The following is an 18,429-nucleotide window of genomic DNA, read 5'->3' on the forward strand; positions in this document are numbered from 1 at the left end:
ATCTTGTTGAATGCCTAAGCTTCGACGGATCTCCAGAACATCTCAAAGGCATGTTTCAGTTTCCGTTCGAACAGCTCCGGCGATTTATAGTAGTAATATTGCATGCCCAGCCCGTCCATCAAGGTGAGGTACGAATCCACCAGCGTCTCCATCGGGACGATGGCCAATTCGCCGCGATCCAGACCTTCCTGCATGATCTCGACGATAATGCGGCTCAACAGCGTATCGAAACGCCCAAATGCCTCCTGCATCCGTTCCAGCAAGAAATCCGGCGGGAAAATTAAGTACCGGAAGGCAAATACGGCAAGCTCCCGCTTGTCCCGGTGGAAATCGTATTGGCGAAGCAGCAGCGCATGCAGTTTTTTCTCCGTACTCATTCCTTTGCTGGTTTCTGCCATCGCTTGGATATATTCGTTATAGGCGCTCATCGATTCTTCGAAGACCGTCATGAACAGATCTTCCTTGCTCTCAAAAAAGGCGTAGATTGCCGGTGTCTTGACGCCGACCTCCTTCGCGATTTCCGATAATGCCGTTCCGTCGTAGCCCTTCTGTCCGAATAACCTCAGCGCAGCTTCTTTCAGCTTCGTTCTGGTCATGTTCATCCCCTTTTCTCCATTTTAATTAACGTTAATTAAGTAGATTATACAACTTTCTGCATAAAAATCAATCTATTTGATTGTTCTTCCAAATGGTCTTCCAATATTTATACGTTCAGCATTCAAGCAGGACCATGTACTGAGGTGGATAAAATACCATACCAAAAAGAGATATCCTTACTCGAAGGATACCTCTTCTGGAAACTTGAACCCTATTCATTCAAACAATCTTTGATGTTTATGAAAAAATCGGTAAAAGAATTGCACATTGTCCAGCTCAAACCATTCTGCCGTCTGCAAAATCTTGGCATCGAGATTGTAGATCTTGGCATGAAGCGTGCCCAGAACAAAGGGAGAGTGCGTAGCAATAATGAATTGACTGTCAAAATAACGCGCCAGATCGTTCATTTGCTCGGCCAGCTTGATTTGATTCGCCGGAGAAAGCGACGTTTCCGGTTCATCCAATAAATACAGTTTCCCGGGAAGCAAATATTCCTCAAAAAACTGCATCGAGCTTTCCCCGTTCGAATACTTCTCCTGAGCGAATTGAATGATATCCATCTTCTTCTTGAATTCATACGACTGCTCCAGCTCTTCTACCTCGGCCTTGCTCTTTCCCTGAACGAGCTGCTCATGCAGCAGCCCCTCGCGAAGCACGTTTTCCTGCTGTATTTTCTTGATTTCATACAATAGATCCTCTGACTTGATGTACCGGCTCCCGTCGGGAAGCTTATATATGGGACGCTCCTGTTCATCATGCCCGAGTTGATAGCTGCTCTCCTCGATAAACCGCTGCGCGTACACGTTGTGACCATAACTTGTCATTCGCTCAGCGCCCGCAATTCCCAATTTGTTGGCGATCAGATTCAGCAAGGTGGATTTGCCGGAGCCATTACTGCCGTATAATACCGTGATTCGATCAAACAGCAGAACTTCCCCTGCCATGTGTCTGAATACATGATCGGGATATATATTCGGGTTGCTGGAAATGTAAGGAGAGAGTTTGAAGTTACTTAAATATTGCATCGTCTCGCTCACCTCTCGGAAAATGAATTAATGCGGTTTAATATTCATACCCCGCAACCTTCAGCAAAGAAAGCTGGAAGCATATAACTTCTTCATAAGCGAAGTCTTCTCCTGTTCGATTCAACATTTCAGGCCGACTTAGCCTATGGAATGGTCTTTTGCAGCTTGCTTGATGTATAGAAGAAGCTAGGCATACCTATCAAATGTCTCGAACTACATCAAATGTCACGTCCTGATTCGCGGTTTCTGCGTTTGAACGACGGAAAACGCTGCATACAAAAAGAGATGACTCGCGGGGTCCATTAGCGGCCCTTTGAGTCATCCCTTTTAGCTCAAGATGATGTTTATCCGAATTTAGTTATTCCAGTATTGCTTGGCAATCTGTTGACCTTGATCGATTTTTGCCCACTGCTCGGCTTCGCTTAGCTCGTTTCCGCCATCGCAGGACGCAAAGCCGCATTGATGTGAGAGCAGCAGACGATCCTTATCAATGATTTTGGACGCTTCGTCAAGCAGACGGATGACGCGTGCTTCATCATCAAGCGTATTTGTTTTGGAAGACAGCAGGCCCAGAACAATCTCCGTTTCCGGTCTGTCCTTGAAAACCTCCAGTGCTTCAATCGAACCCGCACGATCATCATCCCACTCCAGGAAGAAGCGATCATATTTCAATTGCTTCAGGAACAGGTTGGCGATTTTCGCATAAGATCCACCGCCCATGTTGCGGGAATCGTAGTTACCGCGGCAGTTGTGTGTCCACATTTTCAAGCCGAGGCTATGACCGAAGTCAATCACGGTATTGTTAATCTCAATAAATTCGGTGGCGAGACCCTGTACTTCCGCTTGATTAATATGCTCCCCTGTAAACGGAGAGTTCGGGTTGTCGTCTGCAAACAGCTCCCATAAGCAATCATCGAATTGCAGGATTTTGCCGCCTGCCGCAGCGAATTCCTCCACGAATTCTTTATAGGCGCTCACAAGGCCCGCTTTGAGCTCCTGTTTGTTCTGATAAACCGCATCCGTACCGCCAATGTTATCAGACCAGGAAAGTTCACCGTAGATATGGGAAGGAGAAGGGACACAAAGTTTCGTTTGCTGATCGCCAGCCGTTTCTTGCAGCTGTTTAAACAGCTTAATGAAGTGATGATTCTTTCCGCTTAGTGCGCCAGTAATGCGCAGGCCAATATCTTTGCGTGTTTCATATTTTGAGGTTCCGTCCACATCCCGGAAAAAGTAGCCATGGTCCGCGATATAACGCTCAACTCCGCCAAAGCCCCACACAAAATCAAGATGCCACATCGATTTGGAGAATTCGCCGTCCGTAACAACCGACAGGTTATGCTCGATTTCCTTTTTCACGACCTGTTTGATCGCCTCGGTCTCGCACTCGGCATACCCTTCGAAATTCTCATAGAACGGATACTGGATATCATCACGATGTTCAATTTGCGTTTTATATTTCAGCAGCTCTTCGGGCCGCAACAAACTTCCTACGATCTGAAACTTATCAGTCATGTACATAACCCCCTCGTTGTATAGCGATATCATATCACGACGAGCGGGGTTATAAGGCATACCAAAATCTCATAACTAGTTATAGCTAAAAGCTATAACAAGCATGACGGCTGAGATTACTATGGATACTGAATGAGACTGGAAATCGTTATTTTAAGGCTTATAATACAAATCAAATTATAGGTGTCCATTTAGAAGGAAGTAAGGAACAGTGCAACATGCCATTTGGTACTCACGCTTATGCTACCAAAATATATGGGCTTTCAAATGTTGGTAGAGTAACGTTGTATACTAGTAGTACTGCAAAATCATATTAGGGTCAGCCCCGTACTCACTTATTTTCTTTCTCAATTCGTTCAATTAGGTCCCTTAAATCGTTAGTGGATTGATCTGGTTTAAGAAAGTATGCAAAGTTTGTTTCCGAGACGACAAAGTAATGTCCATTCCCTCCGAAAATTAGATTTATCTCTTTACCGTCTTTCATGCTAATTATAACATCGCGATATCCCACATCATTTACTGCTCCTGGACTTTCAGTTTGATATTCAGAGTTTATGAGGTTGATAAAATTTCGTATGTCATCCGGATCGGTAATTTCCGTTCGATTTCCTTGAGAACCTACAATAACGATAGTAGCAACATCATGCAATTGAATCTTAAACTCCGGTTTTATCTGTTCTTCTTTGGCTGGAGGTATCACTTCTTTTGAACTGCTACAAGAAGTAGTCAGCGGCAAGATACAAAAAAATAAAACAATAAATATAAATTTTTTGCTCATCACAAACCTCCAATTTTATTGTTAATTCTTATAACGTAATAATTACCATTAAGTTATCCGACTAATTTTTTCTCGTTCCGGATCTACGCTGAATCTATCCACTCTTGCTTCTCAACTTTAATGGTTCTTTTATTATATTTTAGATTAAAAAAGCAGAGAGAATGTAATGTTCCCTCTGCTTCATTTACCTTTCGATTTACTGCCCCTAACCAACACACCCACACTCTCCACATGTGTGAACTAAGAAAAATAGACAGTCGTGAAAGAGAATGGTATCTGCACTTGATCCTGATCCCGTATTAATATGAAATACCGACACGTGATTTAATATATTCGCTACTGTGAATCTGGCGGTATGTGAACTCCGCAGTATCCGAAACAGCGATAACAAATCCACCCTCAGGCAAAAAGTCACGTTCTTCACGATACTTCTCCATCCGTTCTCCGTCGGATAAATAGGCAGGACAGACAATCGTCCATTCGAGGTCTGATTGTTTCAGCATGCTGTATACTTTATGATGTTCTTCCGCTGCACGGGTAGACTTACGTTTGGATTCACTTGCCTGATAACGAAGGATCGCAGGGCTGGTTCTGCTTTGCAAAATTCCCGCCGTTCCAATGGTGATAAGTCGTTTTTTGCCTTCGGTTTTCATTGCTTCCATAATGAGCGGCATACTTTCCGATAAAGTAGTGGTTCCATCTGTACTTAATGCACTAACGACCACATCTATGCCACGTATAGAACGCCTGATATCATCTTTATTTAAGGCATTCCCTTGGATCAGGGTTAAATTTTCATCCGTATATTTCATCTTAGCTGGTGTGCGAACAAGTGCAGTAACATGAAGTCTTTCCCTAAGTGCATTCAGTGAACTAAAAAGACTGATTCCGTCGATAACCCAAAAGATGCTGACAAATCAATTACGGGAATTAGAAGAACAGAACATTATCCAGCGAGTTGTCTATCCTCAAGTCCCGCCCAAAGTTGAATATTCCATTACCCAGTATGGGAACACGTTGAAGCCTATTTTGTTCATGATGCACGAATGGGGAGCTGCTCACTTGGAATATATGGGTAATAAAAGCGGCACACAAGATCAGTTGTTACCATAAAGTTAAATGAAAAAGAGGGGCATGAGCCCCTCTTTTCTAATGTAGACTACCAGCCTACCTATTCTGTTCCTCCACCACAAATTCATCAAGCAGCGCCCTTACTTCACTTGTTGATTTTGCGTTCATTAAGTTATTTCTGAGTTCACTTGCCCCTCGGAATCCACGAACATAGATTTTGAAGAAGCGGACAAGTGCGCTGAAGGAGCACCGCATCTGTGCCGAATATTGATCATGGAGATCCAGATGCAGCCGGAGCAGATCAAGCAATTCCTCACTGCTATGATCCCTCGGCTCCTTCTCAAAAGCAAATGGATTATGGAAAATCCCACGCCCAATCATAATGCCATCCACACCATATTGTTCAGCGAGCTTGAGGCCGGTCTGACGGTCAGGAATATCCCCGTTAATGGTTAGCAGCGTATCGGGTGCTACCTCATCACGAAGCTTCTTAATCTCTGGTATCAGTTCCCAATGCGCGTCGACCTTGCTCATTTCCTCTCTTGTCCGCAGATGAATGGACAGGTTCACAATGTCTTGCTTCAAAATATGGGTCAACCAGTCGCGCCATTCGTCTACAGCCGTGAAACCGAGCCTTGTTTTTACACTGACGGGCAGTCCCCCGGCTTTGGCCGCCTGGATAATATCCGCTGCAATATCGGGACGGCAGATCAGGCCGCTTCCCTTCCCATTCTCCGCTACATTCGCTACAGGACAACCCATATTAATATCAATGCCTTTAAACCCTTCTTTCGCCATCCCGATACTCATCTGACGAAAGAATTCCGGCTTATCTCCCCAGATATGGGCTACCATCGGCTGTTCATCCTCTGTAAAAGTCAAACGTCCGCGTACACTATGGTTCCCATCCGGGTGACAATAGCTCTCGGAATTCGCAAACTCCGTAAAAAACACATCCGGTCTGGCGGCTTCACTTACGACATGGCGAAACACAACATCTGTCACATCTTCCATGGGCGCCAGTACAAAAAAAGGTCGTGGCAAATCACGCCAAAAATTGTCTTTCATATCCAATACCCCTCTATAAATATCAGGACAAATCTTTGTCCTCGAAATGATAAATCTAACCTGTTCATGTCCTTGCTTTTCCTTCACTTATAGCATGTTTAAGCAGCGTAAATCAAACGGCAGTATATGTTAATCGTAGACCCTTATTTTATCGCCTTATGCATTGCCGCGACACCGCCACTATAGCTTTTTACATCTACCTTGGAAAATCCCGCTTCCAAAAACATTTGTTTCAGTACATTTTTATTGGGGAAATGACGGGCTGATTCTTGTAACCATGAGTATTCATCATAACTTTTGGCAATAAACTTTCCAAGCAAAGGCATGATATAGCGAACATAAAAGAGGGAAGCTTGTCTATAACCGATTAATGTGGGTTGGGATGTTTCTAAACAAACGACTTGTCCGCCTGGCTTAGTTACTCGATACATCTCCCGCAACACGGTTGAATAATCGGGTACATTTCTTAAACCAAACCCAATGGTTACATAATCAAATGAATCATCTTCAAAAGGAAGATCCATGGCATTTCCCTGAATAAGGGTAAGCTGCTTTAAAGCTTTTTGCTCTTGCTTATCTTGTGCTATTTTCAGCATGTTTTGGCTAAAATCTAATCCAATGACTTCTCCATGCGTTCCAACAGCATTTGCTAAAGCAATCGCCCAATCTCCGGTTCCAGTGCACACATCAAGAGCTTTACTACCTTCTTTCACATTCATCCGTTTCATAACATCATGTCGCCATGCGATATGTCTCCTAAAAGTGATGACCGAGTTCATCGAGTCGTATTGATCCGATATCTTTTCAAATACCTGATGAACTCTTTCCGACTTTGTTTGTTCAGACATGAAATTCCCTCTCTTCCACAAGTGCAATATGATTCTTTCTACGAAAATTATTTATGCTCATCACGCCCTGCGCCGCAGTTCATAAAAATATTGCACAATCGGATGCTTTAACTTCATCCTATCTGCCATGTTTAAAACCCGCTTTTTGCCAACTCGTCTGTCCACCAAAGCTAGAATATTCAATAAGATATCGTCGCTCTCTATGCTTTCTTCTATAGAAGTAGATAAGAACTTATTCGCTGTAGCGACAAAATTGGATTTACTTAATGCAGCCTGTGCTGACAAAAGCTCCTTTGCGAGTACGGATACTTTTCTATTTCTTGCAATGACGTTTAGACGATCCTCTGGAACGGTCCCTTTGGTTTCCTTTCTGACGGCTTCCAATTCATCATCGCTGATCGGAATTTGGATATGGGGATCATTCTTAATTTCCAGCTCCGTCTGATACCACCTTATTGAGCTGGTTTTATCACTCATATGGAGTACGTTCTTTTTATCTACCGAAATATAACAAAGCCCTGCTTTATCAGGTAAATAACGATAACCGGTTGCGCGATATTCAACTCTTCCGGCTAATGCAGGACTGAGAAAACTCTCCAGCTGTTGCTTCAATTTGCTCCAGGACATGGTTCCTCCTATGTTTTCAAACCCTGAGGGGCGCGGTATCAATCTGCACATCTTATTCAGTATGAATAAACCCCTGCCAAAAAACAACCCATAAACATGTCCCACATATTGAATGGAATATCTGCTTCTAGGTTCGTTTAGACAGCTCATCAAGGCTTCCTTGTCTGCCGTTCCCCCTATGTCCGCACCGTTTTTTTTCCAAATAATGCAACAACAAAGACCATGAATCGTATACAATGATAGTATATTAGAACCATTATACATACATTTGATAGTACCGCATTTTGTTGTAAGCAGCATGGTATATATATCCCCATTTATGTATGGATCCCCATCAATTTTTCTGCGTTTTACCATAAAGCCGGCTGCTTCATATATGTCTTCATTGAGCTATCGTTCCCCGTTAGCTTAATAAACTTCTTCGCTGTACCATATGTTTGTGATACGCTTCTCCGCGCTGCCTTTGACGGCAAGTTTAAGGGCCATCCTTTGTGGGATGGCCCTTCGCTTTCTCCCGGCTCCCCCATCGTAAAACGACCACAAAAAAAGGCCAACCAGAAGATAAAATGTACCCCATGTAAAGGACAATTAAAAAAGGTTAGGCACTCTGAAGAAGATGATTTCTGTACTGTACTGTACAGGAGTCATCTTCTTTAAGTTCCATTGATATCGATAGTGGTTGTAATACGTCATATAGCTTTTAATCTCTTATTTTAATTCATCTAATGATTCGCATGATTTAATTTCTGTTTCATCTTTAAAGTGTCCAAAGAATGATTCTTGAGGGGCGTTATCCCAACAGTTTCCACGTCTGGACATGGATTGTTTTAACCCTACTTTTTTTACAAGCTTTTGAAACGTTGGATTTGTGTAGTGGAATCCTTGATCAGAATGAATCAGTGCTTCTGATGTAAGTGTTATTGACCGGTTATTTTTTAGCTTTTTAACCGATTCTAGTGCAATATCAAGCGTAATCTTATCCGACACCTGATAAGCCAAAATTTCATTGGTGGATGCATCTTGAATCGTGGAGAGATATGCTTTCTTCCCTTGTCCATAAAATAAATAGGTAATGTCAGTAAGTAGTACTTTCCCAGGAGTTTCTTGTTTGAATTTACGGTTTAATTCATTTTTAATACACGATGTTCCTGCGTAGCCTTAGCCATTTGACGATAAGGATTTGCTTTTCGGATGGGGCAAACAATGTTATATTTTTTCATTATTCTACGGATCCGTTGACCACGTTGTTCACAGGGATCTTCCAAGCAACAGCGCAAGGAACCGCCGCATTTATTATGTCAGTTATTCAAGGAATTACTCTGATTCCTGTGCTCTATATCGCCAATCGGTTGAACGGCTTCCACGGGGTGGTCTGGTCGCTCGTCATTGCAGATGCCGTCGCGTTCCTTGTTGGTGCCATTATGCTGTATGTTTTGCGGAACAAATTGCATCCGGATTTGGATAGTTTAGTACAGTAGAAACCAAAACCTAAAACACGCAAGAAGGCAGGATAAAGGCACCCCATGCTCCTGTCTTTTTTAGTTACGGTGAAGCCGAAAATTTCGCCGTCACTTATGATACGGTTCAGCTTAACGGGGCTATCGGCGAAAAGTAAAGGCCACCTAATGGTGGCCCTAATTCAACCTGAAATATACTCTAAAGCAGCATTTACAGCAATACTCATAATTTTTCTGGATCGTTTTTCACCTATCATGCTGACTTTTCTCAAATCTTCCTCTGTCAACTTTAAAACCTCTCCTACATTGTTTACGCCTAATTCGTTTTTTAATTTCTGGTATAAAAAATCTGTTATATCTAATTCCTCAATTGGTCTTGTTAGAATAGATTCTATTGCGGACTTCATGTCAATATCAGCATCCATTGACCAAATTACCTCTAGGTCTTTAAACGTAGGATGATTAAATCCAAATTCCGTAAACCTTTTATTAGTTAGCCCTCTGCGAACCTCCGTAGCTTTAGGTACAGGATTACTTTCTTGTGATAATAAAATTCCTAGGTTTAGAGCATATCTATCACCAAGCTCTGACCTAGTCATTTTAACCCCCTCGGAATGGAGCCGTACTATTCCCGAATACTCCAAGATGCGAATAGCAGCCATTATTGCGGCAGGAGCATCTCTATGAATAACGAAGTATATAGTTCTTTCTTTCTCTCCCTTATCATCACGGCCATCATTCTTTTGCTTTGTATCAGGTAGAACAGTTGACTCTATGAAGGATCTTCCCCAATCAATTAAAGGTCTATGACCAACATAAGTCTTTGATAGTCTTGAATGTTCATTCCAAATATCAGCTCGATAAAAATCTCTTATTACCTCATTTACATTGCTCGTCCTAAATCTTGTCAAACTTTCGGAAGCTAAAGTTAAACTTTTTAACAAGTATCTTGGATTACCACTTGCGGCCAGCATTAAGGCATGTAAACTTTCACCGTTGTTCTTTAACATTTCCCACGTTTTATCTTCCACTCGTGCTTTAATGATTTCCTCCATTGTATTAATATAATCAACCGAATCAATATTACGCTCGACTCTCATTACAATGGCATCGTGAAATGCTTGGAAAGTTGCACCATAGGTTGTTAATCCAGGGTAGACTGCAGCAATGCCACATAACTTTGCAAACCTTAGATCCCTAAACAAACTAAAAAACTCTCTTTGCTGTTTTGGTATAAAATTATGTGCAGCCTCATCAAAAAAAACATTAATTCTCTGTATGTTGAATTCCTCACATATATCTTCTATTAATGCTTTAAAATAGTCGGTCTCGTTTAATGCATCTATATATTGAATATTTGAACCTAAGATAATCTTAATTTCCTCATCCTCTACTGTAAATCCATTCCCACTTTTCCAGGAGTTCTCAAGGAGGGATATAAAACTACTTATCTTACTACCTAAGTTATCATCGTCAATATCAATGCCTGTATATCTCCGGAACAGCCCTGTTGATGACGAAATCAACCCCATCTTTGATAATCTACGCTGTAATTGAAATAATATTTTTGCTAGCATCCATGGCCTGAACAATCTAGGTTCTACAAACGGGCTACTACTAAAACTAACCTCTAATGGCAATACTTTATTACTTCTATATTGGTCTAATAGTCTTCTTTCCGCTACCTTTAACAACATGGTCTTTCCAGTCCCACGGCTTCCAACAAGCAAAATAGGTGTAGATCCCATAATAGAATTCAAGATTGTTTCGTCTACTGGTGATGGGACGTAATAATCAAGTAACTCATCAGGATCAATATCTTCCGTTCGAATCCATGAGATTGCCTGTAAACCTTTACTCATCTCTCCACACCTCTGCACATTCTTTTGTCATCTCTTTTATATGTGCAACTATCTCTGAATCAAATGGTGGTATCCGGAATCTTATAGTCAACAAAGTCACTAATGCACTAACAATTTCATTAAAAACCCGCTTCCAATCATCGTATTGGCGTTGATTGAAAGCAATTTGCGCCCCATTGACAGTATGCATATAATTATATTTCCCATGAACATACTGTGAGCTTCTACGATAAAGTTGAACTATTTTATCACAGAAGCCCTTTGCTTTGTCACCTAATTCCGGACAAAAAAAGTGTATGTAATAAATTGAAATAATAGCATCCTTTTTCTCATTACCTGTAGGGTCGTTTAAATTTGCCCATTTGACATCATACATATCTTTTTTCCACTGTAAAAAGTCGTAGTTATGGTCATAAAAATACAGGAATGATATTCCCAGCTCCAGTGAACTTCTGAGCGACATAAACGCGTTCCTATATAATCCATTTGCTGCAGAATAAACTGACGAGAATAAGTCCCAGGTTGCTTCCTGTAAAACATCAACTGCTTCAATTTGCTTTTTTTCTCTTAAGAAAAGTACCCACTGGTCAAGGACATTTAAACTTATATGGGCAGTAGCAAAATCTTCTGGACGTTCTTCTACACAACGTTCCAAATTTGAACTAATGTGCTTGGAAACTTGCAGCATTTCTTCTACGATTCTTGGTAAGCTCATATTCCCTCCAGTAGCAAGCTCTGCTCATACCATTTTACTAATGTTATAAATATTAATCTACAATAATATAAAACAACCAAATCTATTATGCCCGTTGGCCCATTTACTTCCTATATTATACACCAAGACTTAAAATTTGCGTCACTTGTGATACGGTTCCCGCCCGGTAAATCTGCTCCACCAACACCAGCCGCATCAGCTGGTGTGGCAGGGTCATGCGCCCGAAGCTGAGTAAATGATATTCATTGGGAGAATCTGCAGAACGGAACCTTCCGAAATGAGATCATCGATTATACCATTCGTTGCCTGTTCATGAAGCTTAGCGATATTCGAAATTATCTGGAGCCACACCATCAGATTAGTAAATATTATGATCAGTTCCTGAACCTGAGAAATGAAGTTTTCAGTTCTCCTTCTACCTGGTATACTGTCGAGTTCTTGGCGGATAAGATGAATATGAGTCGGTCTTTTTCCAGCATATGTACAAACCTTTGGCATATCGGTAATTAACGATATCATCCTTAACAGAATAGGATATGCCTCTTATTTAAAGAACACATCGTATGCGATCAGCCATTTTCTGAAATTTGCGGTTATGAGAACGATGTACATTTTATGCGGCGATTCAAAAAGTTCGTAGGACTAATTCCAAATGAATACAGAGGAAGGTCTGAGGGTGGGCAATAAGTCTATGTTCTCTCTCTTCTCTTCCCCTTTCTTTAGACTTGGTTGACGGTTTGAAAACACTAAACAACTCCAAGAACGGAAGTTGTTTTTGTGTTTAAATTCTTTAATTTTAAAATTTGTATCAGCTGGTTTCATTCTTCCATTGTCGACTCGTTGAGTCCGCAAGTGACTGATTGGGTTCTCTATTACTTCTTTGGAAAATAAGCATCTTACAAAAGTATACCCAAAGGGTTTAGACATTTCACCGAGAATGGGGTTACCTTCCACTTCTTTCATTTCATATGTTCTGACATCTTGTCATGATGTGCTCGAACGATAAACCTCTTGATTTTTATTGTTCAGTGATTCCAGATTTACCACTTCATCTATAAAGATTGGACGGCAACCACAAGTTTTCGCAGAAAAGTTTGATACGTGAACATGAATGGTATTTGAGGCGAAGAGCTCATTCATAACCATTGCTCCAAAATGGCATCCTCGAACTTGAGCCCGAAGGGTATCATGAAGCATATGATGCTGATTATGATGAAGAATATGTTGACGAATATGGTGATGAGGAATATGAAGACGACGAATACGATGAAAGCGAGGATCAGGAGCGCGGACCTAGATCTATGGAATGCCCGAGCTGCGGAGCCAGGATCATCATATATGCTAATGATGAGAAGGAATGCGACTATTGCGGTAACGTGATTAGCGCGTAAAATGCGATGAAGAACGTTCTGCAAGCTGAGAAGCTGCCTCGTGCGATCTTTGCTGCTTCCGATCTAATCGCCATTGGCGCGATGAGAGCTATCGAAGAACATAATTTATACTCCTCTTTCGATCGCAACCACAGAAAGTACCTGCTCCAAGGATGAGCAGGCACTTTTATTTTTGAAAATAATAATCAGATCTTTAGGCTGCACGTAGTTTTTCAATTCTTCTAAGATTTAAAGCAGCGGGTTCTCGTGTTTCGCTTTCAGAATCGACCAGCGCCGCTCCACTTCTTTTTCAAATTCGCCAAGCATTTCTTTGTTTTCTTCCTTGAGCAGATGTCTTGATTTGCCCATATATTTCAGCCAGTCGCTGAGCGGTACCTGTTTTTTCTTCGCTTCAGGATCGTACGTAATATTCGTTTCTCCCTGCTCCACTTCATACAGTGGGAAGAAGTTTGAATTCACGGCCGCGCGGACGATGTTCTCCCCATCCTTGTCGCTCGATTTCCAGTTCAGCGGGCATGTGATCAACAGCTTGCCGTAGACGGTACCAACATTCTGAGCGTACCACTGCGCTTTCGCCGCCTTTTTCACAAGATCCTGCGGGAATGCTTCCGTCCCCGTGAATACGTACGGAATATGTGCCGCTGCCATCATTTGCACCGTATCTTTATGATGGAACGCTTTGCCCTGCTGCTGTTTGCCGACACCGGACGTACTGGTCATATGCCCTAATGGCGTAGAGTACGAAAGCTGCGCACCGGTGTTCATATAGCCTTCATTATCATATTCCAGAATGATCAGATTATGGCCCCGCAGCGCCGTCCCGATGGCCGAACCCATCCCGATGTCCATGCCGCCGTCGCCGGTCACCATCACAAAAGTGAAATCCTCAGGAACTTCGATTTCCCCACGGCGTTTCTTCTCAAGGAACGCTTCTACCGTGCCGGATAAAGTAGCCGGTCCGTTCTGGAACAAATTATGAATGAAGCTCTGCTTATGCGAGTTATATGGATAACCCGTTGTTGTGATATAAGCGCAGCCGGTATGGAATAAAGTAACGACATTGCCTTCAATCCCTTTGAAAAAGAGCTCCAGCGCCGGGAAAATACCGCAGCCCGGGCAAGCTCCGTGACCGGAAGCAAACCGTTTCGGTTTCGCGGCAAGCGCCCGCATCGGCGGTACTTTAACGGATAATTTACTTGTCTCTTCATCCACCTTTACAGTGATCAGGCCAGATTTAAAGCTGTCTCCATTCATCGGGGTAATGACCGGCTGCAGTCTCTGCTCCTCAACTCCCGGTGTTTGGCCGTAATAATCAAACGGCACTTTGGCATAGCTGAGCTCCATTGCCTCGATCGTCAAGGCAAAAAAAGCTTCCGCGTCATCCGCGTAATAGTCTTTCCCGCCAAGTCCAAATATGCGGGACAGCACAATAGGCTGCGGACCACGGATTTCCTGCAGGGCCGCTTTGACCTCATGGGTCAGATTGGCCCCGTGTGCACCGTAAGAATCGGCACGTTCGCCAACCAGTAGTGCTTTGACACCTGTCAACGCCTCGCGGATTTCTCTTGCCGGGAACGGCCGGAGAATATTCGGGCTGATTATGCCCGCTTTAATTCCTTTCGCCCGCAGCCGATCCACGACGTCTTTGGAGGATTCGGCCGCCGAATTGAGCAGGAATAAAGCCACCTCCGCGTCTTCCATGCGATACAGATCAAGCGGCGAATAGGATCTACCGGATAAAGCCGCGTATTCCTCTGCCACTTCCTTGAATACCTCGCCCGCACGGTACATGGCGTTTGACTGTTGGTAGTGGTTGTTCATCAAATCGTCGCCGTTCATATAAGCCCCAACAACGATCGGGTTGTTCTCGTCCAGCACATGTGGATATTCAGGTGCCTTTTCCCCTACAAACGCCTGAACGGTTTCCCGGTTCGTAAATATTTGTACCCGGCGTTTCTGGTGTGATGTAAAAAATCCGTCATAAGCTACAATGACCGGCAGGCGTACGTCTTCATGTTCCGCGATTCGCAGCGCCATGATATTCATGTCATAAACTGCCTGCGGTGAACGAGCGGTCAAAATCACCCAGCCAGTGTTCAGGCCGTAGTAAAGATCCGAATGGTCACCACGAATATCCAGCGGTCCGCTGACCGCACGCGTCACCAAATTCATGACCATCGGGAAACGTGTGCCCGCCTGCACAGGAAGCTGTTCGATCATATACAGGAAACCATTCGCGCTGGTAGCATTGAATACCCGTGCTCCGGCTGCGGCCGCACCGTAGCAAATCCCCGCCGATCCATGTTCGCCGTCAGCTGGAATCAGCTTGATGTCATGTTCGCCGCGTGTACGCATCATGTCAAGATATTGGGCGATTTCCGTAGAAGGTGTAATCGGAAAATAACCCATAATGTGATAGTTAATCTGGGCAGCCGCCATGGCAGCCATTTCGTTGCCCGATTCGAAGACTGCCGTTTGAGCGGCCGTCAGCTTGTTCTCCGTTGTTTCTTGAATTTGCATATTCATGATCGGACTCCCTCCGCAGTTAAATAGGGAAATGATTGCGGCACACGGTGCTGCTCCGCATAGTACGGCTCTTCTAACATGGCAGCTAAAGCGGTGGTCGGACAAGCTTCGATACACTTCAAGCAGCCTTTGCAATACTGATAATCGATACCTTTCATAAACATCTGCATATTCCCGCGCTTATCCGGTTTCTGCTCCCACACGATGCAGAAATCTGGACATACCGTATCGCAGGCGGCACAGTGAATGCAGTCCTCTATCTTGTACTCTGGCAAATATCCCTGCCGGGAGCCGCTAAGATCCTTCAGGACACTGTTCGCAGTAACGTTCAGAATCCCGCCCGGCTCCTGCGTTTCATATCCAAGAATCGGCTGCGGTCTTGCGAAAGCGATTTGGTCTATAAGCTCTGCGCCATTTCCTAAGGAAAGGAACTGGACTTCGTTATATCCTCTGTCAAAGGTCCGCACATTCGCTTCCACGAGGTGGGGCAGCTTTTTCTCAAATGTTGTGCGGATCACCAGCCGCATATCGTCCGGGTTCAGGAAGCTGCAAATCCGGAACAATGCCCCCAACATGGCCGTATTCACTTTGGTTTTTTCCTCAACGGAAATTTTCAGCGCATCAACTACGGCCAGCGTTCCCTGCGTCATGTTCAGATCAACGGCCACTTCGGAAAGGGCTCGCGCCGTATTCACAAGCACCGTTCCATCAGGCTGTAATCCGCTTATGACATCTATCGTCTTATACAATGCTTCATGAAATACGCCGACGACATGCGGCTGCTCAATGGGACTGTGATCGCGGATTTCCACCTCGGAATCGCAGAACCTTACGAAACTCTTCACGGGCGACCCTTTTTTCTCCGAACCATAGCTGGAAAAATTCGAACCGTTAAGTCCGGAGCCGGTCACCCCGGCTTCGGCCAGCATTTTTCCGGCCAGATTGGCGCCAAGCCCGCCGATGGATTCGAGACGGATCTCGAAAAATCCCAGTTCATTCTTTTGAGGTAAAATCGACATGTTCTCTCCTCATTTCTTCTTAGGTCATTAATTCCAGTTTAAAAGAAGAAACGGACCGGGTTTGTGATTAAACTCACTACTTAAGAAATTGTGATTCCAATCACTATGTCGGTTGTGGGAGCGAAGTATACTGTCTTCAACAGTCCAATTGCGAGGCAATCTTATACTGACCTTAAGGCAAAAAATCACGAAATTGGAGGAGAAATAATGTATAACAACGCCCAAGAGACCTTAAAGCATCAACCGTCCATGTTCTGCTTTCAATGTCAGGAAGCATCCAAAGGAACAGGCTGCACCATTGTCGGAGTATGCGGCAAACCGCATGATGTGGCGAATCTGCAGGATTTGCTGATTTATCTGCTGAAAGGTATCTCTTTTCTCAGTCTGGATGTCCGGCTGCCAGAGGTGCTTGAACAGCGCGTATCGCTGTTTATGATGGACTCCTTGTTTGCAACGATTACGAACGCCAACTTTGACCGCGAGGTTTTTGTGGGAAGAATCCGGGAAGCGATCGAGCTCCGCGACGAGGTGCGAACCTATTATAACGAACAATATCCGGAAGGAACCGCCAATCTCCCTGATGCTGCCGTCTGGCAGGCGGATAACGAAGCTTCTTTTGATGAAAAAGCACGTACGGTTGGTGTCCTCTCGACCCGCAATGAAGACATCCGCTCGCTGCGCGAATTGATTACTTACGGCTTGAAGGGGATGGCTGCTTATACGTACCACGCGCTTCATCTGGAGAAGGATGATAACGAATTAAACCGGTTTATGCGCCGTGCGCTTGCCGCCACGCTTGACGACAGCCTTGAAGTGCAGGATCTGGTAGCTTTGACGATGGAAACCGGTAAATACGGCGTCAACGCCATGGCGATGCTTGATGAAGCGAACACCTCTGTTTACGGAAATCCGGAAATTACGAAGGTCAATATCGGGGTAAGAAACCGGCCCGGCATTCTCATCAGCGGCCATGATCTGAAGGATTTGGAGGAGCTGCTGAAGCAGACGGAAGGAACCGGCGTGGACGTGTACACGCACAGTGAAATGCTGCCTGCCCACTATTATCCGGCATTCAAGAAATATGAGCATTTTGTAGGCAATTACGGGAATGCCTGGTGGAAGCAGAATAGCGAATTCGCAGCCTTTAACGGACCGATATTAATGACAACCAACTGTATCGTTCCGCCGAAAGACAGTTATAAGGACCGTATCTATACAACAGGCAACACGGGGTTTCCGGGTGTCCGCCATATTCCAGAAGGAACAGACGGTGCTCCCAAAGACTTCTCCGCACTAATCCAGCAAGCGAAAGGATGCCCGGCTCCAACGGAACTTGAAACGGGTGAGATCATCGGCGGTTTCGCTCATGCCGCTGTCATGAACGTGGCCGATCAAGTCGTCGATGCCGTGAAATCCGGGGCGATCCGCCGCTTCTTCGTCATGGCCGGCTGCGATGGACGGATGAAATCCCGCAACTATTACACGGATTTTGCGGCTGAACTTCCAACAGACACGGTCATTCTAACTGCAGGCTGTGCCAAGTACAAATACAATAAACTGGATCTAGGCGAAATCGGCGGTATTCCGCGGGTCCTGGACGCTGGTCAATGCAATGATTCTTACTCCCTCGTCGTGATTGCATTGAAGCTGAAGGAAGTATTCGGCCTTGAGGATATTAATGATTTGCCGATTTCCTATAACATTGCCTGGTATGAGCAAAAAGCGGTTATCGTGCTGCTTGCCCTGCTTTATCTTGGCGTTAAAAATATTCATCTGGGCCCTACGCTCCCTGCATTCCTGTCGCCTAACGTCGCCAAAGTCCTCGTGGAAAACTTCGGTATCGGCGGCATTACCAATGTGGAAGATGACATGAAATTGTTCCTTGGTGCCTAATTAGTAGTCGAAGAAAACCTGATAAAGAAAAATGGGC

At 44.1% G+C, this 18,429-nt stretch carries 15 protein-coding genes and 4 pseudogenes; 5 read left to right on the plus strand and 14 right to left on the minus strand.

Features of this window, described 5'->3' with window-relative positions:
- Window positions 1-14: 14 nt before the first annotated feature.
- From ACETK5_RS26795 to ACETK5_RS26815, 5 genes are all read right to left on the minus strand, one after another.
- Entirely contained in the window at window positions 15-602 is a 588-nt protein-coding gene (locus ACETK5_RS26795; RefSeq protein WP_394058914.1) for a TetR/AcrR family transcriptional regulator, read from the minus strand.
- Window positions 603-812: 210 nt separating this feature from the next.
- Window positions 813-1,622, minus strand: coding sequence for an AAA family ATPase (locus ACETK5_RS26800; RefSeq protein ID WP_216533009.1), 810 nt, complete (start codon window positions 1,620-1,622; stop codon window positions 813-815).
- Window positions 1,623-1,976: 354 nt separating this feature from the next.
- Window positions 1,977-3,137 carry a cobalamin-independent methionine synthase II family protein gene (locus ACETK5_RS26805; protein WP_394058916.1) on the minus strand — a complete coding sequence of 387 codons (1,161 nt, stop codon included), beginning with the start codon at window positions 3,135-3,137 and terminating at the stop codon, window positions 1,977-1,979.
- A 331-nt stretch (window positions 3,138-3,468) separates the two neighbouring features.
- Window positions 3,469-3,915, minus strand: a complete 447-nt coding sequence (locus tag ACETK5_RS26810) for a hypothetical protein (RefSeq protein WP_394058918.1) — start codon at window positions 3,913-3,915, stop codon at window positions 3,469-3,471.
- Between the two features lie 299 nt (window positions 3,916-4,214).
- Window positions 4,215-4,811, minus strand: coding sequence for an NAD(P)-dependent oxidoreductase (locus tag ACETK5_RS26815; protein WP_394059109.1), 597 nt, complete (start codon window positions 4,809-4,811; stop codon window positions 4,215-4,217).
- Here ACETK5_RS26815 and ACETK5_RS26820 point away from each other — a divergent pair.
- A pseudogene (locus ACETK5_RS26820) lies at window positions 4,780-5,028 on the plus strand (winged helix-turn-helix transcriptional regulator); the annotation flags it as partial. The gene ACETK5_RS26815 and the pseudogene ACETK5_RS26820 sit on opposite strands and share 32 nt — an antisense overlap.
- A gap of 54 nt (window positions 5,029-5,082) precedes the next feature.
- Here the strand turns inward: ACETK5_RS26820 and ACETK5_RS26825 are convergent.
- The 4 genes and pseudogenes from ACETK5_RS26825 to ACETK5_RS26840 all read right to left on the minus strand — a co-directional run.
- Window positions 5,083-6,054 carry a tRNA dihydrouridine synthase gene (locus ACETK5_RS26825; RefSeq protein ID WP_394058920.1) on the minus strand — a complete coding sequence of 324 codons (972 nt, stop codon included), beginning with the start codon at window positions 6,052-6,054 and terminating at the stop codon, window positions 5,083-5,085.
- Window positions 6,055-6,197: 143 nt separating this feature from the next.
- Window positions 6,198-6,902 (minus strand): demethylmenaquinone methyltransferase, encoded by a 705-nt coding sequence (locus tag ACETK5_RS26830; RefSeq protein ID WP_394058922.1) that lies wholly within the window; start codon window positions 6,900-6,902, stop codon window positions 6,198-6,200.
- A gap of 60 nt (window positions 6,903-6,962) precedes the next feature.
- Window positions 6,963-7,529 carry an SF0329 family protein gene (locus ACETK5_RS26835; RefSeq protein ID WP_394058924.1) on the minus strand — a complete coding sequence of 189 codons (567 nt, stop codon included), beginning with the start codon at window positions 7,527-7,529 and terminating at the stop codon, window positions 6,963-6,965.
- Window positions 7,530-8,117: 588 nt separating this feature from the next.
- A pseudogene (locus ACETK5_RS26840) lies at window positions 8,118-8,767 on the minus strand (IS3 family transposase); the annotation flags it as partial.
- On the opposite strand from ACETK5_RS26840, the pseudogene ACETK5_RS26845 reads away from it, so the two are divergent.
- Window positions 8,765-9,007, plus strand: a pseudogene (locus tag ACETK5_RS26845) (MATE family efflux transporter); the annotation flags it as partial. The pseudogenes ACETK5_RS26840 and ACETK5_RS26845 overlap by 3 nt on opposite strands.
- Window positions 9,008-9,168: 161 nt before the next feature.
- Here ACETK5_RS26845 and ACETK5_RS26850 read toward each other — a convergent pair.
- The 3 genes and pseudogenes from ACETK5_RS26850 to ACETK5_RS26860 all read right to left on the minus strand — a co-directional run.
- A complete protein-coding gene (locus ACETK5_RS26850) occupies window positions 9,169-10,848 on the minus strand; it encodes an ORC-CDC6 family AAA ATPase (protein ID WP_394058926.1) in 1,680 nt (559 codons plus the stop codon).
- Entirely contained in the window at window positions 10,841-11,563 is a 723-nt protein-coding gene (locus tag ACETK5_RS26855) for a hypothetical protein (protein ID WP_394058928.1), read from the minus strand. Before ACETK5_RS26855 ends, ACETK5_RS26850 begins: the two co-directional genes overlap by 8 nt.
- Before the next feature lie 115 nt (window positions 11,564-11,678).
- Window positions 11,679-11,795, minus strand: a pseudogene (locus ACETK5_RS26860) (23S rRNA (pseudouridine(1915)-N(3))-methyltransferase RlmH); the annotation flags it as partial.
- A gap of 913 nt (window positions 11,796-12,708) precedes the next feature.
- Here ACETK5_RS26860 and ACETK5_RS26865 point away from each other — a divergent pair.
- Window positions 12,709-12,954, plus strand: a complete 246-nt coding sequence (locus tag ACETK5_RS26865) for a hypothetical protein (RefSeq protein WP_394058929.1) — start codon at window positions 12,709-12,711, stop codon at window positions 12,952-12,954.
- Between the two features lie 6 nt (window positions 12,955-12,960).
- A complete protein-coding gene (locus ACETK5_RS26870) occupies window positions 12,961-13,110 on the plus strand; it encodes a hypothetical protein (protein ID WP_394058931.1) in 150 nt (49 codons plus the stop codon).
- Between the two features lie 72 nt (window positions 13,111-13,182).
- Here the strand turns inward: ACETK5_RS26870 and ACETK5_RS26875 are convergent, their stop codons facing one another.
- Both ACETK5_RS26875 and ACETK5_RS26880 read right to left on the minus strand, forming a co-directional pair.
- A complete protein-coding gene (locus ACETK5_RS26875; protein WP_394058932.1) occupies window positions 13,183-15,480 on the minus strand; it encodes a thiamine pyrophosphate-dependent enzyme in 2,298 nt (765 codons plus the stop codon).
- Complete coding sequence (locus tag ACETK5_RS26880) at window positions 15,477-16,499, minus strand: 2-oxoacid:acceptor oxidoreductase family protein (protein WP_394058934.1); 1,023 nt, start codon at window positions 16,497-16,499, stop codon at window positions 15,477-15,479. The genes ACETK5_RS26875 and ACETK5_RS26880 overlap by 4 nt, the downstream gene beginning before the upstream one ends.
- Window positions 16,500-16,706: 207 nt before the next feature.
- Between ACETK5_RS26880 and hcp the strand changes: the two genes are divergently transcribed.
- Entirely contained in the window at window positions 16,707-18,392 is a 1,686-nt protein-coding gene (hcp, locus tag ACETK5_RS26885) for a hydroxylamine reductase (protein ID WP_394058936.1), read from the plus strand.
- The last annotated feature ends 37 nt before the right edge of the window (window positions 18,393-18,429 follow it).

This window comes from Paenibacillus ilasis, assembly GCF_043195395.1.
Taxonomy (GTDB): domain Bacteria; phylum Bacillota; class Bacilli; order Paenibacillales; family Paenibacillaceae; genus Paenibacillus_AQ; species Paenibacillus_AQ lautus.